Annotated in this window: 17 protein-coding genes and 1 riboswitch; of the genes, 6 read left to right on the top strand and 11 right to left on the bottom strand. The window is 68.6% G+C overall.

All coding sequences use genetic code 11. The features are described 5' to 3' along the window. Window positions 1–121: 121 nt before the first annotated feature. The 3 genes from MRBLWH10_RS15750 to purL form a co-directional block, all read right to left on the bottom strand. Window positions 122–472, bottom strand: coding sequence for a TraR/DksA C4-type zinc finger protein (locus tag MRBLWH10_RS15750; RefSeq protein WP_341940641.1), 351 nt, complete (start codon window positions 470–472; stop codon window positions 122–124). A 229-nt stretch (window positions 473–701) separates the two neighbouring features. After that, window positions 702–836, bottom strand: a complete 135-nt coding sequence (locus MRBLWH10_RS15745; RefSeq protein ID WP_258132733.1) for a hypothetical protein — start codon at window positions 834–836, stop codon at window positions 702–704. Beyond that, on the bottom strand, window positions 833–3,163 hold the full coding sequence (gene purL / locus MRBLWH10_RS15740; RefSeq protein ID WP_105677218.1) for a phosphoribosylformylglycinamidine synthase subunit PurL: 2,331 nt from the start codon (window positions 3,161–3,163) through the stop codon (window positions 833–835). The genes MRBLWH10_RS15745 and purL overlap by 4 nt, the downstream gene beginning before the upstream one ends. A 579-nt stretch (window positions 3,164–3,742) precedes the next feature. Between purL and MRBLWH10_RS15735 the strand changes: the two genes are divergently transcribed. Next, window positions 3,743–6,781: a family 43 glycosylhydrolase gene (locus MRBLWH10_RS15735; protein ID WP_341942600.1), complete on the top strand. Its 3,039-nt coding sequence runs from the start codon at window positions 3,743–3,745 to the stop codon at window positions 6,779–6,781. A gap of 179 nt (window positions 6,782–6,960) precedes the next feature. Here MRBLWH10_RS15735 and MRBLWH10_RS15730 read toward each other — a convergent pair whose 3' ends face one another. Then, window positions 6,961–7,914, bottom strand: coding sequence for a WYL domain-containing protein (locus MRBLWH10_RS15730; protein ID WP_341940640.1), 954 nt, complete (start codon window positions 7,912–7,914; stop codon window positions 6,961–6,963). 98 nt (window positions 7,915–8,012) lie between these two features. On the opposite strand from MRBLWH10_RS15730, the gene MRBLWH10_RS15725 reads away from it, so the two are divergent. Further along, window positions 8,013–8,462: a VOC family protein gene (locus tag MRBLWH10_RS15725; RefSeq protein WP_341940639.1), complete on the top strand. Its 450-nt coding sequence runs from the start codon at window positions 8,013–8,015 to the stop codon at window positions 8,460–8,462. 127 nt (window positions 8,463–8,589) lie between these two features. On the opposite strand, the gene MRBLWH10_RS15720 is transcribed toward MRBLWH10_RS15725, so the two are convergent. The 4 genes from MRBLWH10_RS15720 to MRBLWH10_RS15705 form a co-directional block, all read right to left on the bottom strand. Beyond that, complete coding sequence (locus MRBLWH10_RS15720) at window positions 8,590–9,870, bottom strand: MFS transporter (protein WP_341940638.1); 1,281 nt, start codon at window positions 9,868–9,870, stop codon at window positions 8,590–8,592. After that, window positions 9,865–9,971: riboswitch (TPP riboswitch) on the bottom strand. It overlaps the preceding gene by 6 nt. A 195-nt stretch (window positions 9,972–10,166) precedes the next feature. Beyond that, window positions 10,167–10,976 (bottom strand): class I SAM-dependent methyltransferase, encoded by an 810-nt coding sequence (locus MRBLWH10_RS15715; protein ID WP_341940637.1) that lies wholly within the window; start codon window positions 10,974–10,976, stop codon window positions 10,167–10,169. Between the two features lie 82 nt (window positions 10,977–11,058). After that, on the bottom strand, window positions 11,059–11,433 hold the full coding sequence (locus MRBLWH10_RS15710; protein WP_341940636.1) for a type II toxin-antitoxin system VapC family toxin: 375 nt from the start codon (window positions 11,431–11,433) through the stop codon (window positions 11,059–11,061). Then, window positions 11,430–11,693 carry a type II toxin-antitoxin system prevent-host-death family antitoxin gene (locus MRBLWH10_RS15705; RefSeq protein WP_341940635.1) on the bottom strand — a complete coding sequence of 88 codons (264 nt, stop codon included), beginning with the start codon at window positions 11,691–11,693 and terminating at the stop codon, window positions 11,430–11,432. The genes MRBLWH10_RS15710 and MRBLWH10_RS15705 overlap by 4 nt, the downstream gene beginning before the upstream one ends. A gap of 321 nt (window positions 11,694–12,014) precedes the next feature. Here MRBLWH10_RS15705 and MRBLWH10_RS15700 point away from each other — a divergent pair, with 321 nt between their 5' ends. Further along, window positions 12,015–12,521, top strand: a complete 507-nt coding sequence (locus MRBLWH10_RS15700; RefSeq protein ID WP_223587348.1) for a hypothetical protein — start codon at window positions 12,015–12,017, stop codon at window positions 12,519–12,521. A 13-nt stretch (window positions 12,522–12,534) separates the two neighbouring features. On the opposite strand, the gene MRBLWH10_RS15695 is transcribed toward MRBLWH10_RS15700, so the two are convergent. Next, window positions 12,535–13,530, bottom strand: a complete 996-nt coding sequence (locus MRBLWH10_RS15695) for an SDR family NAD(P)-dependent oxidoreductase (protein WP_341940634.1) — start codon at window positions 13,528–13,530, stop codon at window positions 12,535–12,537. A gap of 72 nt (window positions 13,531–13,602) precedes the next feature. Here MRBLWH10_RS15695 and MRBLWH10_RS15690 point away from each other — a divergent pair, with 72 nt between their 5' ends. Next, window positions 13,603–14,157: a TetR/AcrR family transcriptional regulator gene (locus tag MRBLWH10_RS15690; RefSeq protein WP_341940633.1), complete on the top strand. Its 555-nt coding sequence runs from the start codon at window positions 13,603–13,605 to the stop codon at window positions 14,155–14,157. A 95-nt stretch (window positions 14,158–14,252) separates the two neighbouring features. Here MRBLWH10_RS15690 and MRBLWH10_RS15685 read toward each other — a convergent pair whose 3' ends face one another. Further along, window positions 14,253–15,335, bottom strand: coding sequence for a hypothetical protein (locus tag MRBLWH10_RS15685; RefSeq protein WP_341940632.1), 1,083 nt, complete (start codon window positions 15,333–15,335; stop codon window positions 14,253–14,255). A 313-nt stretch (window positions 15,336–15,648) separates the two neighbouring features. Continuing rightward, window positions 15,649–16,698, bottom strand: a complete 1,050-nt coding sequence (locus tag MRBLWH10_RS15680) for a hypothetical protein (RefSeq protein ID WP_341940631.1) — start codon at window positions 16,696–16,698, stop codon at window positions 15,649–15,651. Window positions 16,699–17,008: 310 nt separating this feature from the next. On the opposite strand from MRBLWH10_RS15680, the gene MRBLWH10_RS15675 reads away from it, so the two are divergent. Both MRBLWH10_RS15675 and panC read left to right on the top strand, forming a co-directional pair. Continuing rightward, the gene (locus MRBLWH10_RS15675; RefSeq protein WP_341940630.1) at window positions 17,009–17,761 is read left to right on the top strand and encodes a Rossmann-like and DUF2520 domain-containing protein; all 753 of its coding nucleotides are present in this window, start codon (window positions 17,009–17,011) and stop codon (window positions 17,759–17,761) included. Further along, complete coding sequence (panC, locus tag MRBLWH10_RS15670) at window positions 17,758–18,702, top strand: pantoate--beta-alanine ligase (RefSeq protein ID WP_341940629.1); 945 nt, start codon at window positions 17,758–17,760, stop codon at window positions 18,700–18,702. The genes MRBLWH10_RS15675 and panC overlap by 4 nt, the downstream gene beginning before the upstream one ends. Window positions 18,703–18,712: the final 10 nt, after the last annotated feature.

Below are 18,712 nucleotides of genomic sequence, written 5' to 3'. Positions count from 1 at the left end.
CCCGCGTGCGCACGCACTCGCATGTGAGCGACTTCCCTCCCCGTGAGGGGCCGAAATGTACGGGATCACGGCGGTCGGATGCCGCGTTCTCTGACCCCTCGGCGCGCTCAGCGCGTGCGCGTCAGCGTCCGAGCTTCTCTGCGCAGACCACGCAGTGCGTCGCGAACGGGCGCGCCTCGAGGCGCGCCGCAGGGATCCGCTGACCGCACCCGGCGCAGACGCCATACTCTCCCGTGTCGAGCCGGGCGAGTGCCTCATCGACCTGGCGGAGTTCGGATGCCGCGGCATCCGCCAGCCCTGTCAGCCGGGACCACTCCGACGAGAGCGTCACGCCCTCGGGATCGTGCTCGTCGTCGTCGTTCGAGCCCTCGCGGTCGTGCATGAGCTCGCCGAGGGTCGCCGCCGTCGCCGCGACGCGGGCCACGGCCGCGGCGTGGAGCTCTTCGAGGATCGTGCGCGGATCGGGACTCACCCCGACACTCTAGGCGGGGGCGCTGACAGCGGGTCGCCCGGTCGGCGTGAGGTCGCTGCCCCGCGGCGGGGCTTCCGCCGTGGGGTTCGCCTCCGCATCCGCTCTCCCGCGAGCACAGCTGCGGATCCGCCGGAGAACGCACCGGTGGATGCCGGGTTCGGGGCGGCGCGTCGTGCTTCCACTCCGAAGCTGTGCCCGCCGGGCGCTCCGAAGCTGTGCCCGGGCCGGCTCAGCCGAAGAGCAGCGTGAGGACGGTCGCGCCGCCGCCGCCGAGGATCAGCGCGATGATGACCGTCCAGGCCACGATGCGGACGCGCCGGTTGCGGCGGACGTCGAGGTCGCCGTAGTCGCTGTCGTCGGTCATGCGACCGGCTCCGCGACGGTCGGGCCGAAGGCCGCCGGAAGGGTGGCCTGCGAGCGCTCGCGCAGCTCGGCGGCCGAGACGGTGAAGACGCCCTGCACTTCGAGCTGAGGCTCGCTGTCGGTCACGCCGATACGCGCGACCGGGTAGCCGCGACCCTCGCACAGCCCGCGGAACTTCACGTCGTCCTCGCGGGGGACGGTCACGAGCACGCGACCGGTCGACTCCGAGAAGAGGGCGGATGCCGCGTCCACACCGTCGCGCTCGATGATCTCGTTCAGCCAGACGCGCGCGCCGACGCCGAAGCGCATGACGCCCTCGGCGAGGGCCTGAGCCAGACCGCCCTCGGAGACGTCGTGCGCCGAGGAGATCAGCCACTCGTCGCGCGCGGCGGCGAGGAGACCGGCCAGGCGCTTCTCGCCGGCGAGGTCGACCTTCGGGGGCAGGCCGCCGAGGTGCTGGTGCACCACATCGGCCCACGCCGAGCCGGAGAGCTCGGTCGAGGTCGTGCCGAGCAGGTAGATGTTCTGGCCCTCGTCCTGCCACCCCGAGGGGATGCGGCGGGAGACGTCGTCGATGATGCCGAGCACGCCCACGAGCGGGGTCGGGTGGATCGGCACGTCGCCGGTCTGGTTGTAGAACGACACGTTGCCGCCGGTCACCGGGGTGCCCAGCTCGTAGCATCCGTCGGCGAGACCGTCGACGGTCTGGCCGAACTGCCACATGACCTCGGGGTTCTCGGGGGAGCCGAAGTTCAGGCAGTCCGTGATCGCGGTGGGCACGGCGCCGGTGACGGCGACGTTGCGGTACGCCTCGGCGAGGGCCAGCTGCGCGCCCGCGTACGGGTCGAGCTGGCAGTAGCGGCCGTTCGCATCGGTCGAGATAGCGAAGCCCAGGCCCGACTCCTCGTCGACGCGGATCATGCCGGCGTCGTCGGGGAACGCGAGGGCCGTGTTGCCGAGCACGTAGTAGTCGTACTGGTTCGTGATCCAGCGGGTGTCAGCGAGGTTCGGGCTCGCGACGAGATCGAGGAACTGCTCGCGCAGCACCTCGGCGTCGTTCGAGCGGGGCAGGTTCTCGGCGGCATCCGCCTGGAGCGCGTCGATCCACGTCGGGTACGCGACCGGACGGTCGTAGACGGGGCCGTCGACCGCGACGGTCGAGGGGTCGACGTCGACGATGCGCTCGCCCTGCCAGTCGATGATGAGGCGGCCGTCTCCGGTGACCTCGCCGAGCACCGAGGTCTCGACGTCCCACTTCTTCACGACCGCGAGGAACGCGTCGAGCTTCTCGGGGGCGACGATCGCCATCATGCGCTCCTGCGACTCCGACATGAGGATCTCCTCAGCGGTCAGCGTGGGGTCGCGCAGCAGCACGTTGTCTAGCGACACCTTCATGCCGCTGTTGCCGTTGGCGGCCAGCTCGCTCGTGGCGCAGGAGATGCCGGCGGCTCCGAGGTCTTGAATCGCCTCGACGAGCTCGTCGCGGTAGAGCTCGAGGCAGCATTCGATGAGCACCTTCTCGGCGAACGGGTCGCCGACCTGCACCGCGGGGCGCTTGGTCGGGCCGGTGGAGTCGAAGGAGTCGGAGGCCAGGATGCTGGCGCCGCCGATGCCGTCGCCACCCGTGCGGGCGCCGAACAGCACGACCTTGTTGCCCACGCCGGTCGCGTTGGCGAGCTTGAGGTCTTCGTGGCGCAGGACGCCGACCGCGAGCGCGTTGACGAGCGGGTTCGCCTGGTAGACGGAGTCGAAGACCGTCTCGCCGCCGATGTTCGGCAGGCCGAGGCAGTTGCCGTAGAAGCTGATGCCGCTGGTCACGCCGTGCACGACGCGGGCGGTGTCGGGGTGGTCGATCGCGCCGAAGCGCAGGGCGTCCATGACCGCGACGGGGCGTGCGCCCATCGAGATGATGTCGCGGACGATGCCGCCGACGCCGGTCGCCGCACCCTGGAAGGGCTCGATGAACGAGGGGTGGTTGTGCGACTCGGCCTTGAAGGTGACGGCCCAGCCCTCGCCGACGTCGATGACGCCCGCGTTCTGGCCCATGCCCACCATGAGGCGTTCCTTCATCTCGTCGGAGACCTTCTGGCCGAAGCGGCGCAGGTAGTTCTTCGACGACTTGTAGGAGCAGTGCTCCGACCACATCACCGAGTACATCGCCAGCTCGCCCGAGGTGGGGCGGCGGCCCAGGATCTCCTTGATGCGCGCGTACTCGTCGTCCTTGAGTCCGAGGGCCGCGTAGGGCTGCTCCTTCTCGGGAGTCGCGATCGCGTTCTCGACGGAGTCGGGAACGTGCGTGTGGGCGGTGGCTTCGGGGGCGTTGGTCACGCGCACTCCTCAGGAAGGGGGCCGGCGGGCGATCCCATTCTACCGGGCGTGCGAGCCCCCTTCCCTCGCGGGGTCAGCACCCTGAGGGGTCGCGAAGCGCGGCATCGCGGGGCGCGCATCCGACGTTCTCCGACCCCTCGCGCCGCGGAGGTGGGAGGGAAGGTCACGAGAACGTCACAGGATTCTCAATGAGGGTTGCCAGAACTCTCTGTTACCGGTAACTTTCGAAGCGTCCCCAGACGCACGTCCCCGCACCGTGCGATGCGCGCACGATGGCCGTGCGCTCGGATCTCGAGGAGGAGAACGCCAGGGAGACTCGCCTTGGGCCGCGCATCAGCGGCCAGTGCGGGATCGAGCTCTCAGAACCGACGCAGGACCGGCCTTCCGCAGCGACCCCCAAGACGCTGCGTCGGCCGGCGACATCCCCGCTTCGCCCGAGGCCGATCGCAGGCTCCGTCCATCAACGGGAGCCGCTGCTTTCGTGCGCCCTCGAGCGATCGACAGCAAGGAGTGAGACACGTGAGACCAGAAGTCAGATCGGGCCGGAGACGGCGACCGGGCGCTCGCGCCGCGGCGGTGATGGGCGTGACCGCGCTCATCGCCTCGTCCGTGACCGCGGTGGGCATCAGCGGCGCCGCCTACGCGGCGCCGACCAGCATCGTCCAGAACGGGACGTTCGAGAGCGGGATCTCCGGATGGAGCGCCCCGCTCGGCGGCACGCTCTCGCAGAGCACCGACGCCAAGTCCGGCACGAAGTCGCTCGCCATCAGCGGACGCACCTCGTTCCAGTCGGGGCCGACGGCCACCGTCACCGGGCTGCTGTCGACCGACGCGTCCTACGACCTGAACCTCTCGCTGAAGTTCGACACCGGGCGGGCGACGCAGAACTTCAACATCGTGCTGTGCACGTCGTCGCGCAGCCGTTGCGACGTCGTCGCGTCGACCACGGCGACCGCTGGGCAGTGGGCGAGCGTGCAGAAGACGTTCACCCCGCTGACCTCGGACTACGACATCCTCTTCGTCGAGACGCCCTGGAACACCGACATCCAGTCGTTCGTGATCGACGACGTCTCCCTGACCACCGACGACGGCGGCCCCGCCGTCGTCGAGCCGCCCGCCGTGCCCGGCAACCTGCTGCCGGACGGCCGATTCGTCTCGGGATTCACGGGATGGACGAACACCCGCGGCGGCACGCTCGCCCTCAGCGACGACGCCGCGAGCGGCGCCCACTCCCTGCAGGTGACGGGGCGCGAGAACACCCAGTCCGGTCCGTTCGCGAACGTCGCGGACAAGATCGAGCTCGGCGCCTCCTACCGGCTCACCGGCAAGCTCAAGTACGACGAGGGCAACGCCACCCAGCAGTTCAACTTCACGTTCTGCCCCACGAACTTCAACGGATGCGCCGACTACGGTCACACGTTCACGAAGGGCGAGTGGGGGGCGTTCTCGCAGGAGTTCACGGCCGAGGCGAAGCACGTCGCCGCGGGCTGGCTCTTCGTCGAGACCCCGTGGGGATCGAGTGCGCTGCAGGACTTCAAGGTCGACGAGCTGTCGCTCGTGAAGATCGCCGACGCCCCTGAAGGGCCGGAGTTCACCAGCCTCGAGAAGGTGCAGACCAAGCCGGTCGGCGACCACAACCCGCTCGTCGGCCACAAGTTCGGCGCCGACCCGCACCACCTCATCTACAACGGCCGTCTCTACATCTACTCGACCGACGACACGCAGCAGTACGAGCTGAACAGCAAGGACGCCAACGGGCTTCCGACGCAGTCGAACGGGTACGGCGGCATCACCCGTCTCAACGTCATGTCGACCAGCGACATGGTCAACTGGGTCGACCACGGCAGCATCCCGATCGCCCGTGAGGGCGGAGCGGCTCCGTGGTCGAGGAACTCCTGGGCTCCCGCCGCGATCGAGAAGGACGGCAAGGTCTACCTCTACTTCTGCGACAGCGGAACCGGCACCGCGGTGGTCGTGGGCGGCTCGCCGCTCGGCCCGTGGAACGACCCGCTGGGCAAGAAGATCATCCCCGACACCGTGTCTCGCGACTACATCGCCGGCGGCGGATTCCCCGCGGGCATGTGGCTCTTCGACCCCGAGGTGTTCATCGACGACGACGGCCAGGGCTACCTGTACTTCGGCGGCAACTCCCAGATCGGCACCGCGCCGAACGTGCAGGGACCGCAGAACCCGAAGTCGACCCGCGTGGTCAAGCTGAAGGACGACATGGTCACCCTCGACGGCGACCCGGTCGAGATCGACGGGCCCGGCATGTTCGAGGCCTCGAGCATGTTCAAGCGCGGCGACACGTACTACTACTCCTACTCGTCGAACTTCCAGGTCAACGAGGTGCCGGGGCAGTACCCGTCGCGCGGCGGCATCGCGTACATGATGACCGACGACCCGATGAAGCTCGGATCGTCGGAGTACGCGGGGGTGGCGTTCCAGAACCAGGGCACGTTCTTCGGAGCGGGCAACGGCGGCAACAACCACTCCGACATGTTCACCTTCAAGGGCGAGACGTACTTCACGTATCACGCGCAGACGCGCGGCGCGGCGTGGGCGGCGGCGCTCGGAACCCCCGGGGCGACCCAGGGCTACCGCTCGGTGCACATCGACAAGCTGGAGTTCAACGCCGACGGGACGATCAAGCCGATCGTCGGCACGCGCGCCGGTGTCGCGCAGGTCGAGAGCTTCGACCCGTACCGCACGTTCGAGGCGGAGACCCTGGCCTGGCAGCTCGGCATCAGCACGGCCAAGACGGATGCCGCATCCGTCGAGTTCCCCGAGCACAACGGCGGGGGCAACATGGTGCTGTCGGGTGTCGATGACGGCGACTTCGCCGGTGTCTCCGGCGTCGACTTCGGCTCCGGCGCGAAGACCGTGTCGGCGCGCGTGAAGCCGCTCGTCGAGGGCGGCAGTATCCAGGTGCGTCTCGACGATGTCGACGGGCAGGTCGTCGCGGAGATCCCGGTCGACGGAACCGTCGGCGAGTGGACCACCGTCCAGGCCGACGTGACCGGAGCCGCCGGAGAGCACGACGTGTTCTTCGTCTTCGCGGCTCCCGAGGGCGCCGACGCCGATGCCGACCTGTTCGAGGTCGACAACTGGGCGTTCACGCCGGTCGACGACGGCCCCGGCGCCGAGCTCGTCGCCCAGCTGTCGCGCACCGAGGTCGCCGCGGGCGGATCGGTGACGCTCACGGCATCCGGGGTTCCGTCGGAGACGGTCGAGATCGGGATCGAGAGCACGTACCGTGCGCTCGCGAACGTCGAGGTCTCCGAGGGCGCGCTCGACGTCGCCCTGGTGATCCCCGCCGACATCGAGCCCGGTGCGCATCACATCGTGATCCGCGACGGTGAGACCGAGCTCGCGAGGCTCGCGCTCACGGTCACGGCGGCCGGGACCGGTACGGCCGGAGCCGGCGGCGGCGCCGGCGGCTCGGGCACGGCGGCGGGAACGGGCAGCGGAACCGGCGGCGCGCTGGCGAACACCGGTGGCGACGCCGGTGCGGCGGCGAACGCGGCCCTGCTCGGTGCGCTGCTGATGGCGCTCGGAGCGGGCGCGTGGATGACGCACCGTCGTCGCCGCGCGCTCGGCGCCACCGAGAGCGAGTGACCGCAGCATCCTGATCGCAGCACCCTGAACGCATCGCTCCGTCCGCATCCCGCGGGCGGGGCGATGCTCGTTCCTCGGTCGTGAGGGGTCGTGAAGCGCTGCATCCGCGCCCCTTGACGCGGCACTTCGTGGCCCCTCAGCGTGGGCGCGGGGCGCGGGGCGCGCTAACGCGGGGAGCGCTAGCGCGGGGATGCCGCGGCGGCGAGGCGAGCGGTGAGAGTTTGCGCGGCGGCGCGCAGCTCCTCGGGGCCCACGACGGTGAACGGGGCGTCGAACCTCATCACCGACGCGAGCATGCCGACCCAGGACCACGACCCGACGGTGACCTGGCACGACCCCTCGTCGCGGGGCTCGACCGTGCCGTCGGAGCCGACCCACACCGCGACCTCGCGTGCCGGCAGTTCGATCACGACCTCCCCGACGCAGGGCCAGCGGTCCTCGGTATCCGAGCCCTTGGCGCGTGCGGCGAGATAGGTGCGCGCATCCCCCGCGGGAAGCGGTCGCGGTGTGAACGACGGGCCGGTCGGGATGCGCGGCCGCATCCGATCGAGGCGGAAGATGCGCCAGTCGTCGGCATCCAGATCCCACGCGAGCAGGTACCAGCGGTTCTCCCGCGCGACGATCTCGTGCGGCTCGGTGCGCCGCGCCGGCCGGTCGTCATCGGCGCCGTAGTCGAAGCGCAGCACCTTCCGGTCACGAACGGCCGCGCTCGTCGCCTCCAGCACGGCGGCATCGACCCTGGTCTCGTTTCCCGTGCCGGAGAAGCGGATGCCGTCGACCCGGTGCCGCAGCCGGGAGGGCATCACCTGGCGGACCGTGGCGAGGGCGCGCGCGGCCCCTTCGTCGATGTCGATGCCGCTCGACGGGGCGTTCTGCAGAGCGACGGCGATCGCCACGGCCTGGTCGTCGTCGAACAGCAGCGGCGGCAGCTCCGAACCCGCAGCAAGGCGGTAGCCCCCGGCTGGGCCCTTGATCGCGGAGATGCGGTAGCCGAGCTCGCGCAGCCGCTCGACGTCACGCCGCACGGTGCGCGGGCTCACGTCGAGGCGGTCGGCGAGCACGCTCCCCGGCCAGTCGCGCGGCGTCTGCAGCAGCGACAGCAGGGCGAGCATGCGGGAGGAGCTGCCGGTCATTCCCCCATTCTCTTCCGAGTAGAGGACAGAAACCGACCTCTTCTGCGGGAATCGTGGTCGTAGACGGCACTCGGCCGTCGCCGATCTGAGGAGACACCATGACCATCACCACCACCACGCACCTCAACTTCCGCGGCACTGCGCGCCAGGCGCTGGAGTTCTACCGCTCCGTGTTCGGCGGCGAGATCGCGCTCGCCACCTACGGGGAGTTCGGGATGCCGGCCGATGCCCCCGGCGCGGACCGCCTCGTGTTCGGAGAGCTGGACGGCGGCGGCATCCGTCTCATGGCCTACGACATCCCCGGCCTCGACGACGCCTCCGCGACCGCGGGCGAGACGCGGAGGGAGAACGGCCTGACCATCACCGATCGCCCGTTCTTCCAGTCGCTGCGGGCCACGTCGCTCGACGAGCTCACCGGATACTGGGGCGCACTCGCCGTGGGCGCCGAGGTGGTCGAGCCGCTCGCGGCATCCGCGTGGTCCGCCGGGTTCGGCATGCTCACCGACCGCTTCGGCGTCACGTGGGTGCTCGACGTGCGCGCTTCCTGAGCGCGCTCGCTCCGCGCCCCGAGCGGCGGCTCGCAGCTCGCGTCCGCGCCTCAAGTGGCCGTGAGGAGTCAGAGATCGCGGCATCCGACCGCCTGGATCCGACGTTCTCTGACTCCTCACGCGTCGCTCACTTGAGGGCGGCGGTGCGGTCGGGCTCGGGGCCGAGGAGCGCACCGATCACGATGAGAGCGGATGCCGCGGCGAGCACGGCCATGACCGCCGCGACCGGGCCGAGTGCGCTCTGCAACCAGGGCAGCCAGAACGGGAAGAGCGCCGGCACGACGAGGGACAGCGAGTACCCGACCCCGTAGCCGCTCGACCGCACGGCGGAGGGGAAGCGCTCCGCGAGGTACGCGCCCACCGGACCGTAGGCCGAGACCGTGACGATCTGCACGACGGTCACCGCGAGCACGGCGGCGACGCCCTGCGAGGTCAGCGCCCACGCGAAGGCGAGGGGTGCGGCGACGAGCGCCCCCGCGCTGAAGACCACGAAGAAGCGTCTCCGTCCGATCCGCTGCGAGAGCGCGCCGGCGGAGAGCATCGCGGCTGCCGAGACGAGGGTCGCGATCAGCATGATGAACGGGACGGTCGTCGGTCCGACCTGCGGCGCCTCGCGCAGCATCCCGGTGAGCACGGGGATCGCCATCTGGGTGAACAACCAGAGCCCGGTCATCAGCACGAACACCTGCCACAGCTGGCGGCGGAACGGACCGATGAGGATGGCGGTGAGCGGACGTGTGCGGCGGGCGCCGGTCGTCGAGATCGGGGCGTCGTCGACGCCGGCGACGTAGTACCAGAGCATCGCCGCGGCGAGCAGGGCGCCGGCGATGAACGGCATCCGCCACCCCCAGCCGGCGTAGGCGTCGGGTCCGAGCACCTGGACGAGGGTCAGCGTGAGCCCGGCGATGAACGCGTTGGCGAGCGGTGACATGGCCATGATGCCGCCGCTGAGCAGGCCGCGCCGGCGCGGGGCGGTCCACTCCATGGCGAGGGGGATGGCCGCGGAGTACTCACCGCCGAGGAAGACGCCGCCGACGAAGCGCAGGGCCACGAACGTCCACAGGGTCGCCGCGCCGCCGACGTCGTGGGTGGGGATCAGGGCGATCAGCAGCGTCGTGATCGCGATGCCGGCGATCGCCGCCGTGGTGGTTCTCGTTCGTCCGTGACGGTCGGCGAGGCTCCCGAAGATCGCGGCGCCGAGCGGACGTCCGAGCAGGGTGGCGACGAAGATCAGGCCCGTCTGGGCGGCGGCCGCATCGGGACCCAGCACGATCGCAGCCGCGGGGGCGAGGGCGATGACCGGCAGGAAGATGTCGACCTGGTCGACGAAGTTGCCGAGCAGTCCGCCGCGGACGGCGTTGCGTGCTCGAGAGGGGGAGACGGTGGGCTCGGCGATGAGACGCGACATATGGCTCGACTTCCTACGGCGGCATGACCCGCATCAGGTATGACGGTCGGCGCGGCGTCAGCGCCCTCTCAGCCCCTGCCGGGACTCCCATGGTTGAGGGAAGTCTAGGGGAGGGAACAGTCCCCGGTCGTTGAGCGAGCGCAGCGAGACGAAACGTTCGCCGTCGTCCGTCGTCCGTCGCCTGTCGCCTGTCGCCTGTCGCCTGTCGCCTGTCGCCTGTCGCCTGTCGCCTGTCGCCTGTCGCCTGTCGCCTGTCGCCTGTCGCCTGTCGCCTGTCGCCTGTCGTCCGTCGTGCGTCAGCCCGAGGCCGTGACGACGTGCGCCTGGATCCGCCCCCGCACCTCGCCGTCGCCGAACCGGGCGGCGATCGCGGCGGCTGCCCGCACCGTCGCCTCCGCGAGGGCCGACGGGTCCCGCGCCTCGATCTCGCCGCGCAGGGGTGTGCCCTGGCAGTACGCGGTCGCCGCGACGAGGGCCGACGGTGCGACGCTCTGCGCGGTCACGGTGTCGATCGTGACGGTGGTGAAGCCGGCATCCCGCACCTCCCGCTCGATCAGGGCGACGTCGTGATAGCCGTGCGGGGTGCGGGCCATGAAGCGCGGAGGATCGGCGGGGAACATCGCCGCGAGCGCATGCCCCACCTCGTCGGCGAAGTCGTTCCTCTCGATCGCGTCCCAGACGGCGAACACGAATCTCCCGTCGGGTTCGAGCACCCGCCGCGCCTCGCGGTAGGCGCGGATGCGGTCGGGGAAGAACATCGCCCCGAACTGGCACAGGACCAGGTCGAAGGCGTCGTCGTGGAAGGGCAGGTCCTGCGCGTCGGCGGTCTGCCAGCGCAGCCGCGGATCGGGCAGGACGGATGCCGCGTAGTCCAGCATCGGCGCGCTCAGATCGGTCGCGACGTACGCCGAGCCGGCGGGCAGCAGCGGCAGCAGGAATCGCGGGACGACGCCCGTTCCGGCCGCGGTCTCCAGCACCCGCCGCGGCTCCAGCGCCGCCGCCCGGCGCGCGACATCGGCCGCATAGGGCTCGAAGATCAGCGGCACCATGTAGCGGTCGTAGTTCTCGGGGATGGACCCGGAGAAGATGCTGTCGGGAACGGGCATCAGTGCACCTCTGAGGCGAGGGTACGCCTGAGTGAGGGGGTGCGGTAGGGGTTTGCTGCGGCGACCGGATCTGCCTGTGGGGTCAGAGCACCGCTGCGAGTCCGTGGTGTTCGGCGCGTGCGCGCAGCTCGAGATCGAAGGTGAGGATGCCGTCGACAGTGGTGCCGAGTCGCAGCGCTGTCGCGAGGTGGAGAGCGTCGAGTGTGCGCAGTCCGCTCCGCAGGGCGACGGCTGCGTCGGCGATGTCGTCGTCGAGCGACACGAGGGCGACGCGGTCGATGACCTGCTGCACGTGGTGGCCGGCGATCAGCCGCCGGTCGACGATCGCGGCCAGCTCGACGGCCAGGAGGCGTGAGGACACGAACTCGGCTCCGCGCTCGAAGAGTTCGGCGACGGCCTCGCTCTCGGCTTCGTCGATCAGCAGTTTCGCCGCGGCGGAGGTGTCGAGATAGATCACAGCCGATCCGCCCGCAGATCGTTGATGATCTCCGCACTCGTCTGATCGAGCTTCACCCTCTGTATGTTCAACGCTCCCGATTGCGACGGTAGTCGTACGTGCCCCGCGGCGATCAGGTCGTCCCAGACGCTGGCCTGCGGAGGGGACAGCTGTGCGATCGGGCGCCCGCGATCGGTGATCGTCAGCGTCTCTCCCGCGGCGACACGCGCCAGGACCTTCGCGGTCTGCTGGTTGAGCTCGGTTCTCGTCACGGTTGCCACTCTGGAAGTCTACGGGCGAAGTAGTAGAAATAGTAGGTCTGTTGCGTTGGTGGGGATGGAAGCCACATGCAGGCACGATAACTCGTCCGTCAGGCAGCAGGCGTGCGTCGAGGAGGCGGTTGTCAGAAGCTGTGGAGAAGTCCTGAGGAGGTCGATCGGTGCAGGGTGAGTGGGTGGTTCCAGGGGAACAACCGGCAGAACTCGGGGCTGCGACGGAGAGGCTCGTTGCCTAGTCTCAAATGCGTGGGGGAATTCGCAGGTTTGGAAATAGGCAGTTGGGCAGAACTCCTTTCGGGAGTGGCCTCAGTGGCGGCAGCGTTCGTGAGCATCTTCGCTTTGCGCACAGCTTTGGCGGCGAACGCCACGGCGGAGCGCACGCGTAGCGAGGCCAAGGTCTTCGCCGACGAGACGCGGGAGCGTGAGCGTTCGCGGCAGCATGCCGATGTGGCTCGTCAGTTGCAAGCGTGGTGGGTGAAATGGAACGAAGGCGCCGGCGACGCGTACGGAGTCTTCGTGACGAACGCGGGTGAGGGGGCGACCGTCTTCCGCGACATTCGAATCGAGACGCGGGGGAACTCGATCGCGAAAGGTGAGAAGGGTTTCATCACCTTCACCTCGCTGCCACCCGGTTCGTACGTACTGGTCAGCAACGCATACGGATCCGACCATGCGTGGGGAGAGCCCCAAGCGGTGCGCGCAGACGTCACCTACGAGCCGCTGCTCAAAGCGCAGAAGTACGCCGTGACGTGCATCTCCTTCGAAGACCCGACCAAGCAGGCATGGTGCTGGACGCCTGAGCGGGGTCTGGAGTCTGCAGTCAAGGCATAAGCGTCACCGGGGTCTACTGCACCGACCATCCCCCGTCGCTCGCGAGCACGGCGCCGTTGATGTTCACGGCGTCGTCGCTGAGCAGGAACGTGATCGATGCCGCCAGGTGCTCGGCGGTCGCGATGGTGGGGATCGCCTGCTGGAACGGTGCGAGGCGACCCGAACCGTACTCCGACATGTTCGGGGGCATCGGGATGCCGGTGGCGACGCCGCCCGGGGCGACGGAGTTCACGCGGATGCCCTTCGGCCCGTACATGAACGCCGCGGACTTCGTCACGCCGATGATGCCGTGCTTGCTGGCCGTGTAGGCGTTGCCGGAGGCGTTGCCGCGCAGGCCCGCTTCGCTCGACACGTTGAGGATCGATCCGCTGCCGGCCGCCTCCATGATCGGGAGCACCGCGCGCATGAGCTTGAACGGGGCGGTGAGGTTGATCGCGATGACGCGGTCCCAGACGGCATCCGTCGTCTCGCCCGCGGGGGAGAAGTCGTCGTTGATGCCGGCGACGTTCGCGAGGCCGTCGATGCGGTCGCCCGCGGCGGCGATGACGGCGTCGATCGCGCTCTGCTGCGTGAGGTCTCCGGCAACGGTGACGATGTCGGGGAGCTCGGCCTTCAGCGCGTCGAGCTTCTCGGCGGAGATGTCGGCGGCGATCACGCGTCCGCCTTCGCGGGCGATGCGGGATGCCGTGGCCCTGCCGATTCCGGATGCCGCGCCCGTGACGATCACGGTCTTGCCGGCGAAGCGTCCGGTAGTGGGCTTCTCGGCCCAACCTTCGGTGCCGGTGTCTTCGGGGATCTCGCCGCCGTTGGCCGCGCGGACGAGATCGTCGACGACCGACTGCGGCAGAGCGCCCTGGCTCATCGCGACGAGCTGCTGCAGCGGGAGCCCGAGCACGGGGGTGAGGAGCTCGGGGTCGGCGCCGGTCTTCTCGAAGAGTCCGCGGATGAGCGGTCCGCCGACCTCGTCGTTCAGCCAGTCGCCGATGGTGGAGTGAGCGGTGAGGGCCATGCTGGTGCTCCTTCTTGTTTCGCAACGGTGCGTCTCGTTATGGATCAGTGTACGCCTGAGTAGCCTGTGATCGTGCCCAGACCTCGAAGTGAATCCGCCCGGCAGGCCGTGCTGGAGGCGATGCGCGCCGCCCTGTCCTCTTCGGGCTACGAGGCCGTGACGATCGAGGGCCTCGCCGAGGTCGCCGGGGTCTCGAAGCAGACGATCTACCGGTGGTGGCCGTCGAAGGCCGCGATCCTCGGGGAGGCGCTGCTGGAGGGGGAGCTTCCGGGAGTTGAGCTACCGATGACGGACGACCTGACGGCAGATCTTCGGGCGCTTTTCACTGTGCAGGACGACGGGGAGACAGTCGCACTTGCACGGGCGCTCATCGCGGTGACGGCGACTGATCCAGAACTTGGGGCACGGTTGAACGAGAGGCTGGCGGCGCCGATCAGGGAGTGGACGGCGGAGCGGCTCACCCGGGGAGTTGCGGCAGGTGACGTGCGGGCGGACGTGGATGCTGCGGTCGTGGCGGATCAGCTGATTGCGCTGGGGTCGTATGCGGCCTTGCTTGGGGTGGGGATGGATGCGGAGCGGGTGGAAAAGATGAGTGAGCTAGTCGTGCGGGGGATTGCGACCTGTTGAACATCACGACCTAGTGAACACCGTGACCTTTGAGACGCAGAGTGCGCGGGGAGTCGTTTCGGTGTGCGGTGACGAAGATGAGCGTGTCGTGATGTCTAGGGCTCACGACAGCGCTCTCCGCGAGCGAATCCCGCGCGGCGTTCGTCTGTATGGAGGACGATCGTCTGGGATTCCGGACTGCGGACTTCGCAGCGGCACCGGGTGCATCGCTTCCGGCTGGGGGCGAGGGAGGCATACTCCTTGCGAACTTGTTGGTTCCACTGCCCGCCCGCAGAGAGCATCACCGGCTCGGCTCTCGTCAAGAATGAGGAGAGAGCTTCCCATGCGGGATCATGATCGGGACTTGCAGAAGCGTGGTGGGGTGCGGTCGAGATGTGGAGCTTCGGTAGGAGTTCCGTGCGTGCGTTCGATGTCACCCAGCTGCCGGAGCTGTCGCTCCAGACGATCGCTCCGCCTTCGAGTTTGCCGGCATGCCACAGGACTGGACAGAGGGCCCGTCTGTTCTGGACGCTGAGGGCGAGAGCGAACGACAGCAGGGGCAGAGAGCTTGAAGCGGCAGCTCGACGTCGCACTTCCACGGCGTTCGCCAGTGTGGCTACTCCGGGTCTGCCGGCCGACCACCACGGCGTCGAGGAGCGTCCGTGGTCGACGGAGAAGAGACGAACTTCGACCCTGTTTTGATAGGCGTCGACCATCAACTTCTGCAGAGCACCCGCCTTTGATGCTGCGCGGCGGCCGATCTCTGCTGCCGTACCGTCAAAGAACTCATCGAGGTCTTCAGAGTCCTCTGCGAGCAGGCGCACGTAGCGCTGCACCGAGACCGACAGCTCGTCCTTCTGCGCGTCAGAGAGTGCTGCGGAGAGATCGACAGCCTCGAGCATGGCATCCCCCGGAGCATCGGTGGGGTTCCGGGCGTCCGATACGACCGCGGAGTATCCAGACCGAAGGCTTTCCTCCAGCTCTGGCAATGAGCTCTCCGGAAGTTTCGATACGAGTATGGCCCCCTGAGCGAGAGCCTCGGCCGCCCTGGCAACGACGTCCCACTCGTATGGGATCCACAGCTCATCCAGAGTGTCGAGCCCGGCCTCGGTGAATCCCTCCCACCCGCCGATGTGGTCGTGGTCATCGTGCGTCAGTACGAGGATGGTCGGAGACGCTTGTGCGACGAGGCGACCCATCTCCGGCCGACCACCGACATCAACGCCGACGCACACGCGTTGCCCGCGTTGCCCGAGTTGCCCGCTCGGTGTGGACCACGTGAGTGCCTCTCCGGGCTGCTTGTGAGGTGGCAGTCCGAAAGCCGTCAAAGTGCTGCGTGCGACCAATGCGGCACATCCTCTCCAGTTGTTCCCGCGCGAGAATCCAGCAGCGCTCGACGCCGTGCGCGCAATCGGGAGTCGAACCCGCGGGCGTGAAGGTGAGTAGTCATGCAGCCTCCTTGGTTCGCAGCGTATCGCTCCCCTGTCTCCCTGCCGATGGCCGACGTTGCCCTCACCGTGTTTCCCTCACGCGGCGGAGTGCGTGGTGGAAGGGGAGGAGGATCTGCGTGAGTGCTCGGACGATGATCGTCGGGCGCACCTGCTCACGCTCCCACGCAGCCTGGGAGGCCTGAAAGACCCTCTGGATCCGTTCGAGGTGCAATGCGGTCCACTTAAGCTCCACAGTCTGACGGAGCCCCACTTTCCCCCTGGGGCGCGGAGCCCACAGGGCGACGCTGACGAGGACGGTAGTTGCGGCCACGATGGCGGCCATCCATATGGTGTTCTTCCCGGAGAGGAGGAAGATGAGAGTGACTGTGATGATCCCCATGGCGCTCATCGTGAGCAGGAACGCGCGAACCCACGCCCTGCTCCGTGGCGACTCTGCCTTGTCGGCGCCGGCAAGCCAGACAAGCACGAGTGTCGTCGGCATCGCGGCGGATGCCGCGCACATGAGAACGAACCCCGGTGTGAGAGCGACCCCGGGTCCCCACACCGCAATGCCGCCGACCACCATGGCGATTCCGGCAACGACGATCGGGGCAAGAATGAAGAGCGCGATGAGGTGCCACACTCGGCTCGTCGTCGTGACAGGAATGTCTGATCCGAAAGAGTCAGATACCCACGCCTGGGCATTCCTCATCGTCTCGGCGCTCCGTCGGTATGCGGCTTCTGTGCTCACAGGCTGGGGTGGGGCGAACATCTCTGCTCGCACGATCGCGATGAAGCCGAGCAAGATCGCGAAGAGCACGGGCGCGATCATCGTGACATCGTTCAGCACGAGGGTGACCGCAAAGCTGAGGACGAAGGTCAGCGCCAACCGCACGGCGTTCGCAACCATCCGATTCCCCTGCGCGTGATCGTCAGGATCCAGTTCGGCGGATGGACTCTTCCTCTCAAGAACCGTCAGGATCACGCTGAACAGGAGCAGAGCGGGTGAGTACGCAGGGGCGACAATCGCGCTGACCGCCGAAAGAGACGCGGCCCAATCGACGGCGAACGGCTGCTGGCTGAGAATGAAGAGCGTAACGAGTAGGGTCACGTTCCCCAGGACTGCGAGCATCAGCCATGCGAGACAGCGGCGAGCGAACATGGTGAGTGATCGAGGTTCAGTGCGAGTTCGAGTTGTCATACGCCCTTGCTACATGGCTGATCCGACATGGCCCCGCGCTCGGTTGCCGCGCTTCATCTCTCAGCCTGCTCGGCGACGATGGAGAAAGTGCGTATAGGTAATCCAATCTCGATCAGAGTAATCAGAACTGCAATCAATATGACGAATAGTTAGAGCACTCTGCTGGCAGATTTGGAGCGGATGCTGTCATAGGCGGATACTCGTCCCATCCGGATCGCCACATCGCGACCCGGCATCCGACATGAATCCCACCTTCTCGCTCACGCCTGAGACGTCCATCGCCATCGTTGGCGCTGGACGTCTCGGCGGTGTTCTCGCCCGAGCGCTCCGCGCCTCCGGTTTCGACGTGCGCGGCCCGTCCCGGAGAGCCGACGAGATCCCCGAGACCGACATCGCGATCCTCGCCGTTCCCGACGCGGCGATTGCCGATGCCGCGAAGAGCACGAAAAGCACGAGAACCGTCCACCTCTCCGGCGCCACTAGCCTCGACGCGGTCGACTTCAGCATCCACCCGCTCCAGACCTTCACTGGCACAGAGTCGCCCGAGGTGTTCCACGGCATCGGCGCCGCGATCGACGGACGCACCGACGACGACAAGAGCCTCGCAAGAGACCTCGCTCGCGCCCTCGGCATGACCCCGTTCACTGTGACCGATCGGGCGGCGTATCACGCGGCAGCATCCTTCGCATCGAACTTCGTGCTCACCGTGCTCGATGCGGCGGAGCAGCTCGCCACCGCCGCGGGCGTCGAGAATCCGCGTGAGGTCCTCGCCCCGCTCGTCCGGCAGTCGGTCGACAACTGGCAGCATGAGGGCGCGGCGGATGCCCTCACCGGGCCCATCGTCCGCGGCGATGAGCTCACCGTCGCGACGCAGAGGGCGGCAACGGGCGCGCACCGGGACCTCTTCGACGCGCTCGCCACCGCCACGAGGCGCATCGCCGGCCCGCGCAACCCAGAGGCGGACCTGCACAGCCCCGAGAAGGACCGCGCATGAAGATCCTCCGCACGATCCCCGAGGTTCGCGCCGCCGTCCGAGAGGCCAAGGCGAACAACCAGACCGTCGGCCTCGTCCCCACGATGGGCGCGTTCCACGAGGGCCACCTCTCCCTCATGCGCCGTGCACGCGAAGAGAACGGCCTCGTCGTCGTCTCCCTCTTCGTCAACCCGACGCAGTTCGCCCCGAACGAAGACCTCAGCACCTACCCGCGCGACGAAGCGCGCGATGCCGCGCAGGCTGAAGCGGAGGGCGTCGACATCCTCTTCGCCCCTGCGCCCGACGAGGTCTATCCGCACGGCTTCGCCACCAGCATCCACGTCACAGGCATCACCGACGTCCTCGACGGCGCGAGCCGCGGCGCGCATCATTTCGACGGCGTCGCCACCGTCGTCGCCAAGCTGTTCGGCATCGTCCGCCCCGACGTCGCCTACTTCGGACAGAAGGATGCTCAGCAGGTCCTGGTCGTGCGGCGCGTGGTGCGCGACCTCGACCTCGACGTCCGCATCGAGGCGTGCCCCATCGTCCGCGAGGCCGATGGGCTCGCCATGAGCTCGCGCAACGTCTACCTCGACCCCGCCGCCCGGCAGCAGGCCACCGCGCTCAACCGCGCCCTCGACGCCGCCCAGGCGCTGCACAACGGCGGCGAACGGGATGCCGACCTCATTCTCGCCGCTGCCCGCGACGTCCTCGACGCCGCTGGCATCCGCACCGAGTACCTCGAGCTCCGTGACGCCGAGACGCTCGAACCCGTCGCCAACACGTCACGGGACGCCCTCCTCGCCGTCGCCGCGCACGTCGGCGCGGCTCGCCTGATCGACAACCACCTCCTCACCGGTCACCCTTCGGAACACGACCGCATCTCCGAACCCAGCCGCATCTCCGAACCCGCCCACCCCGCAGAACCCCGCCGCACCTCAGAACAGAACGGCACTCGCTGATGCTCCGCAC

The organism is Microbacterium sp. LWH10-1.2 (assembly GCF_038397765.1).
Lineage (GTDB): Bacteria > Actinomycetota > Actinomycetes > Actinomycetales > Microbacteriaceae > Microbacterium > Microbacterium natoriense.
The sequence above is the reverse complement of the archived record's forward strand: the minus strand, read 5'-3'. Positions and strand labels throughout refer to the sequence as shown.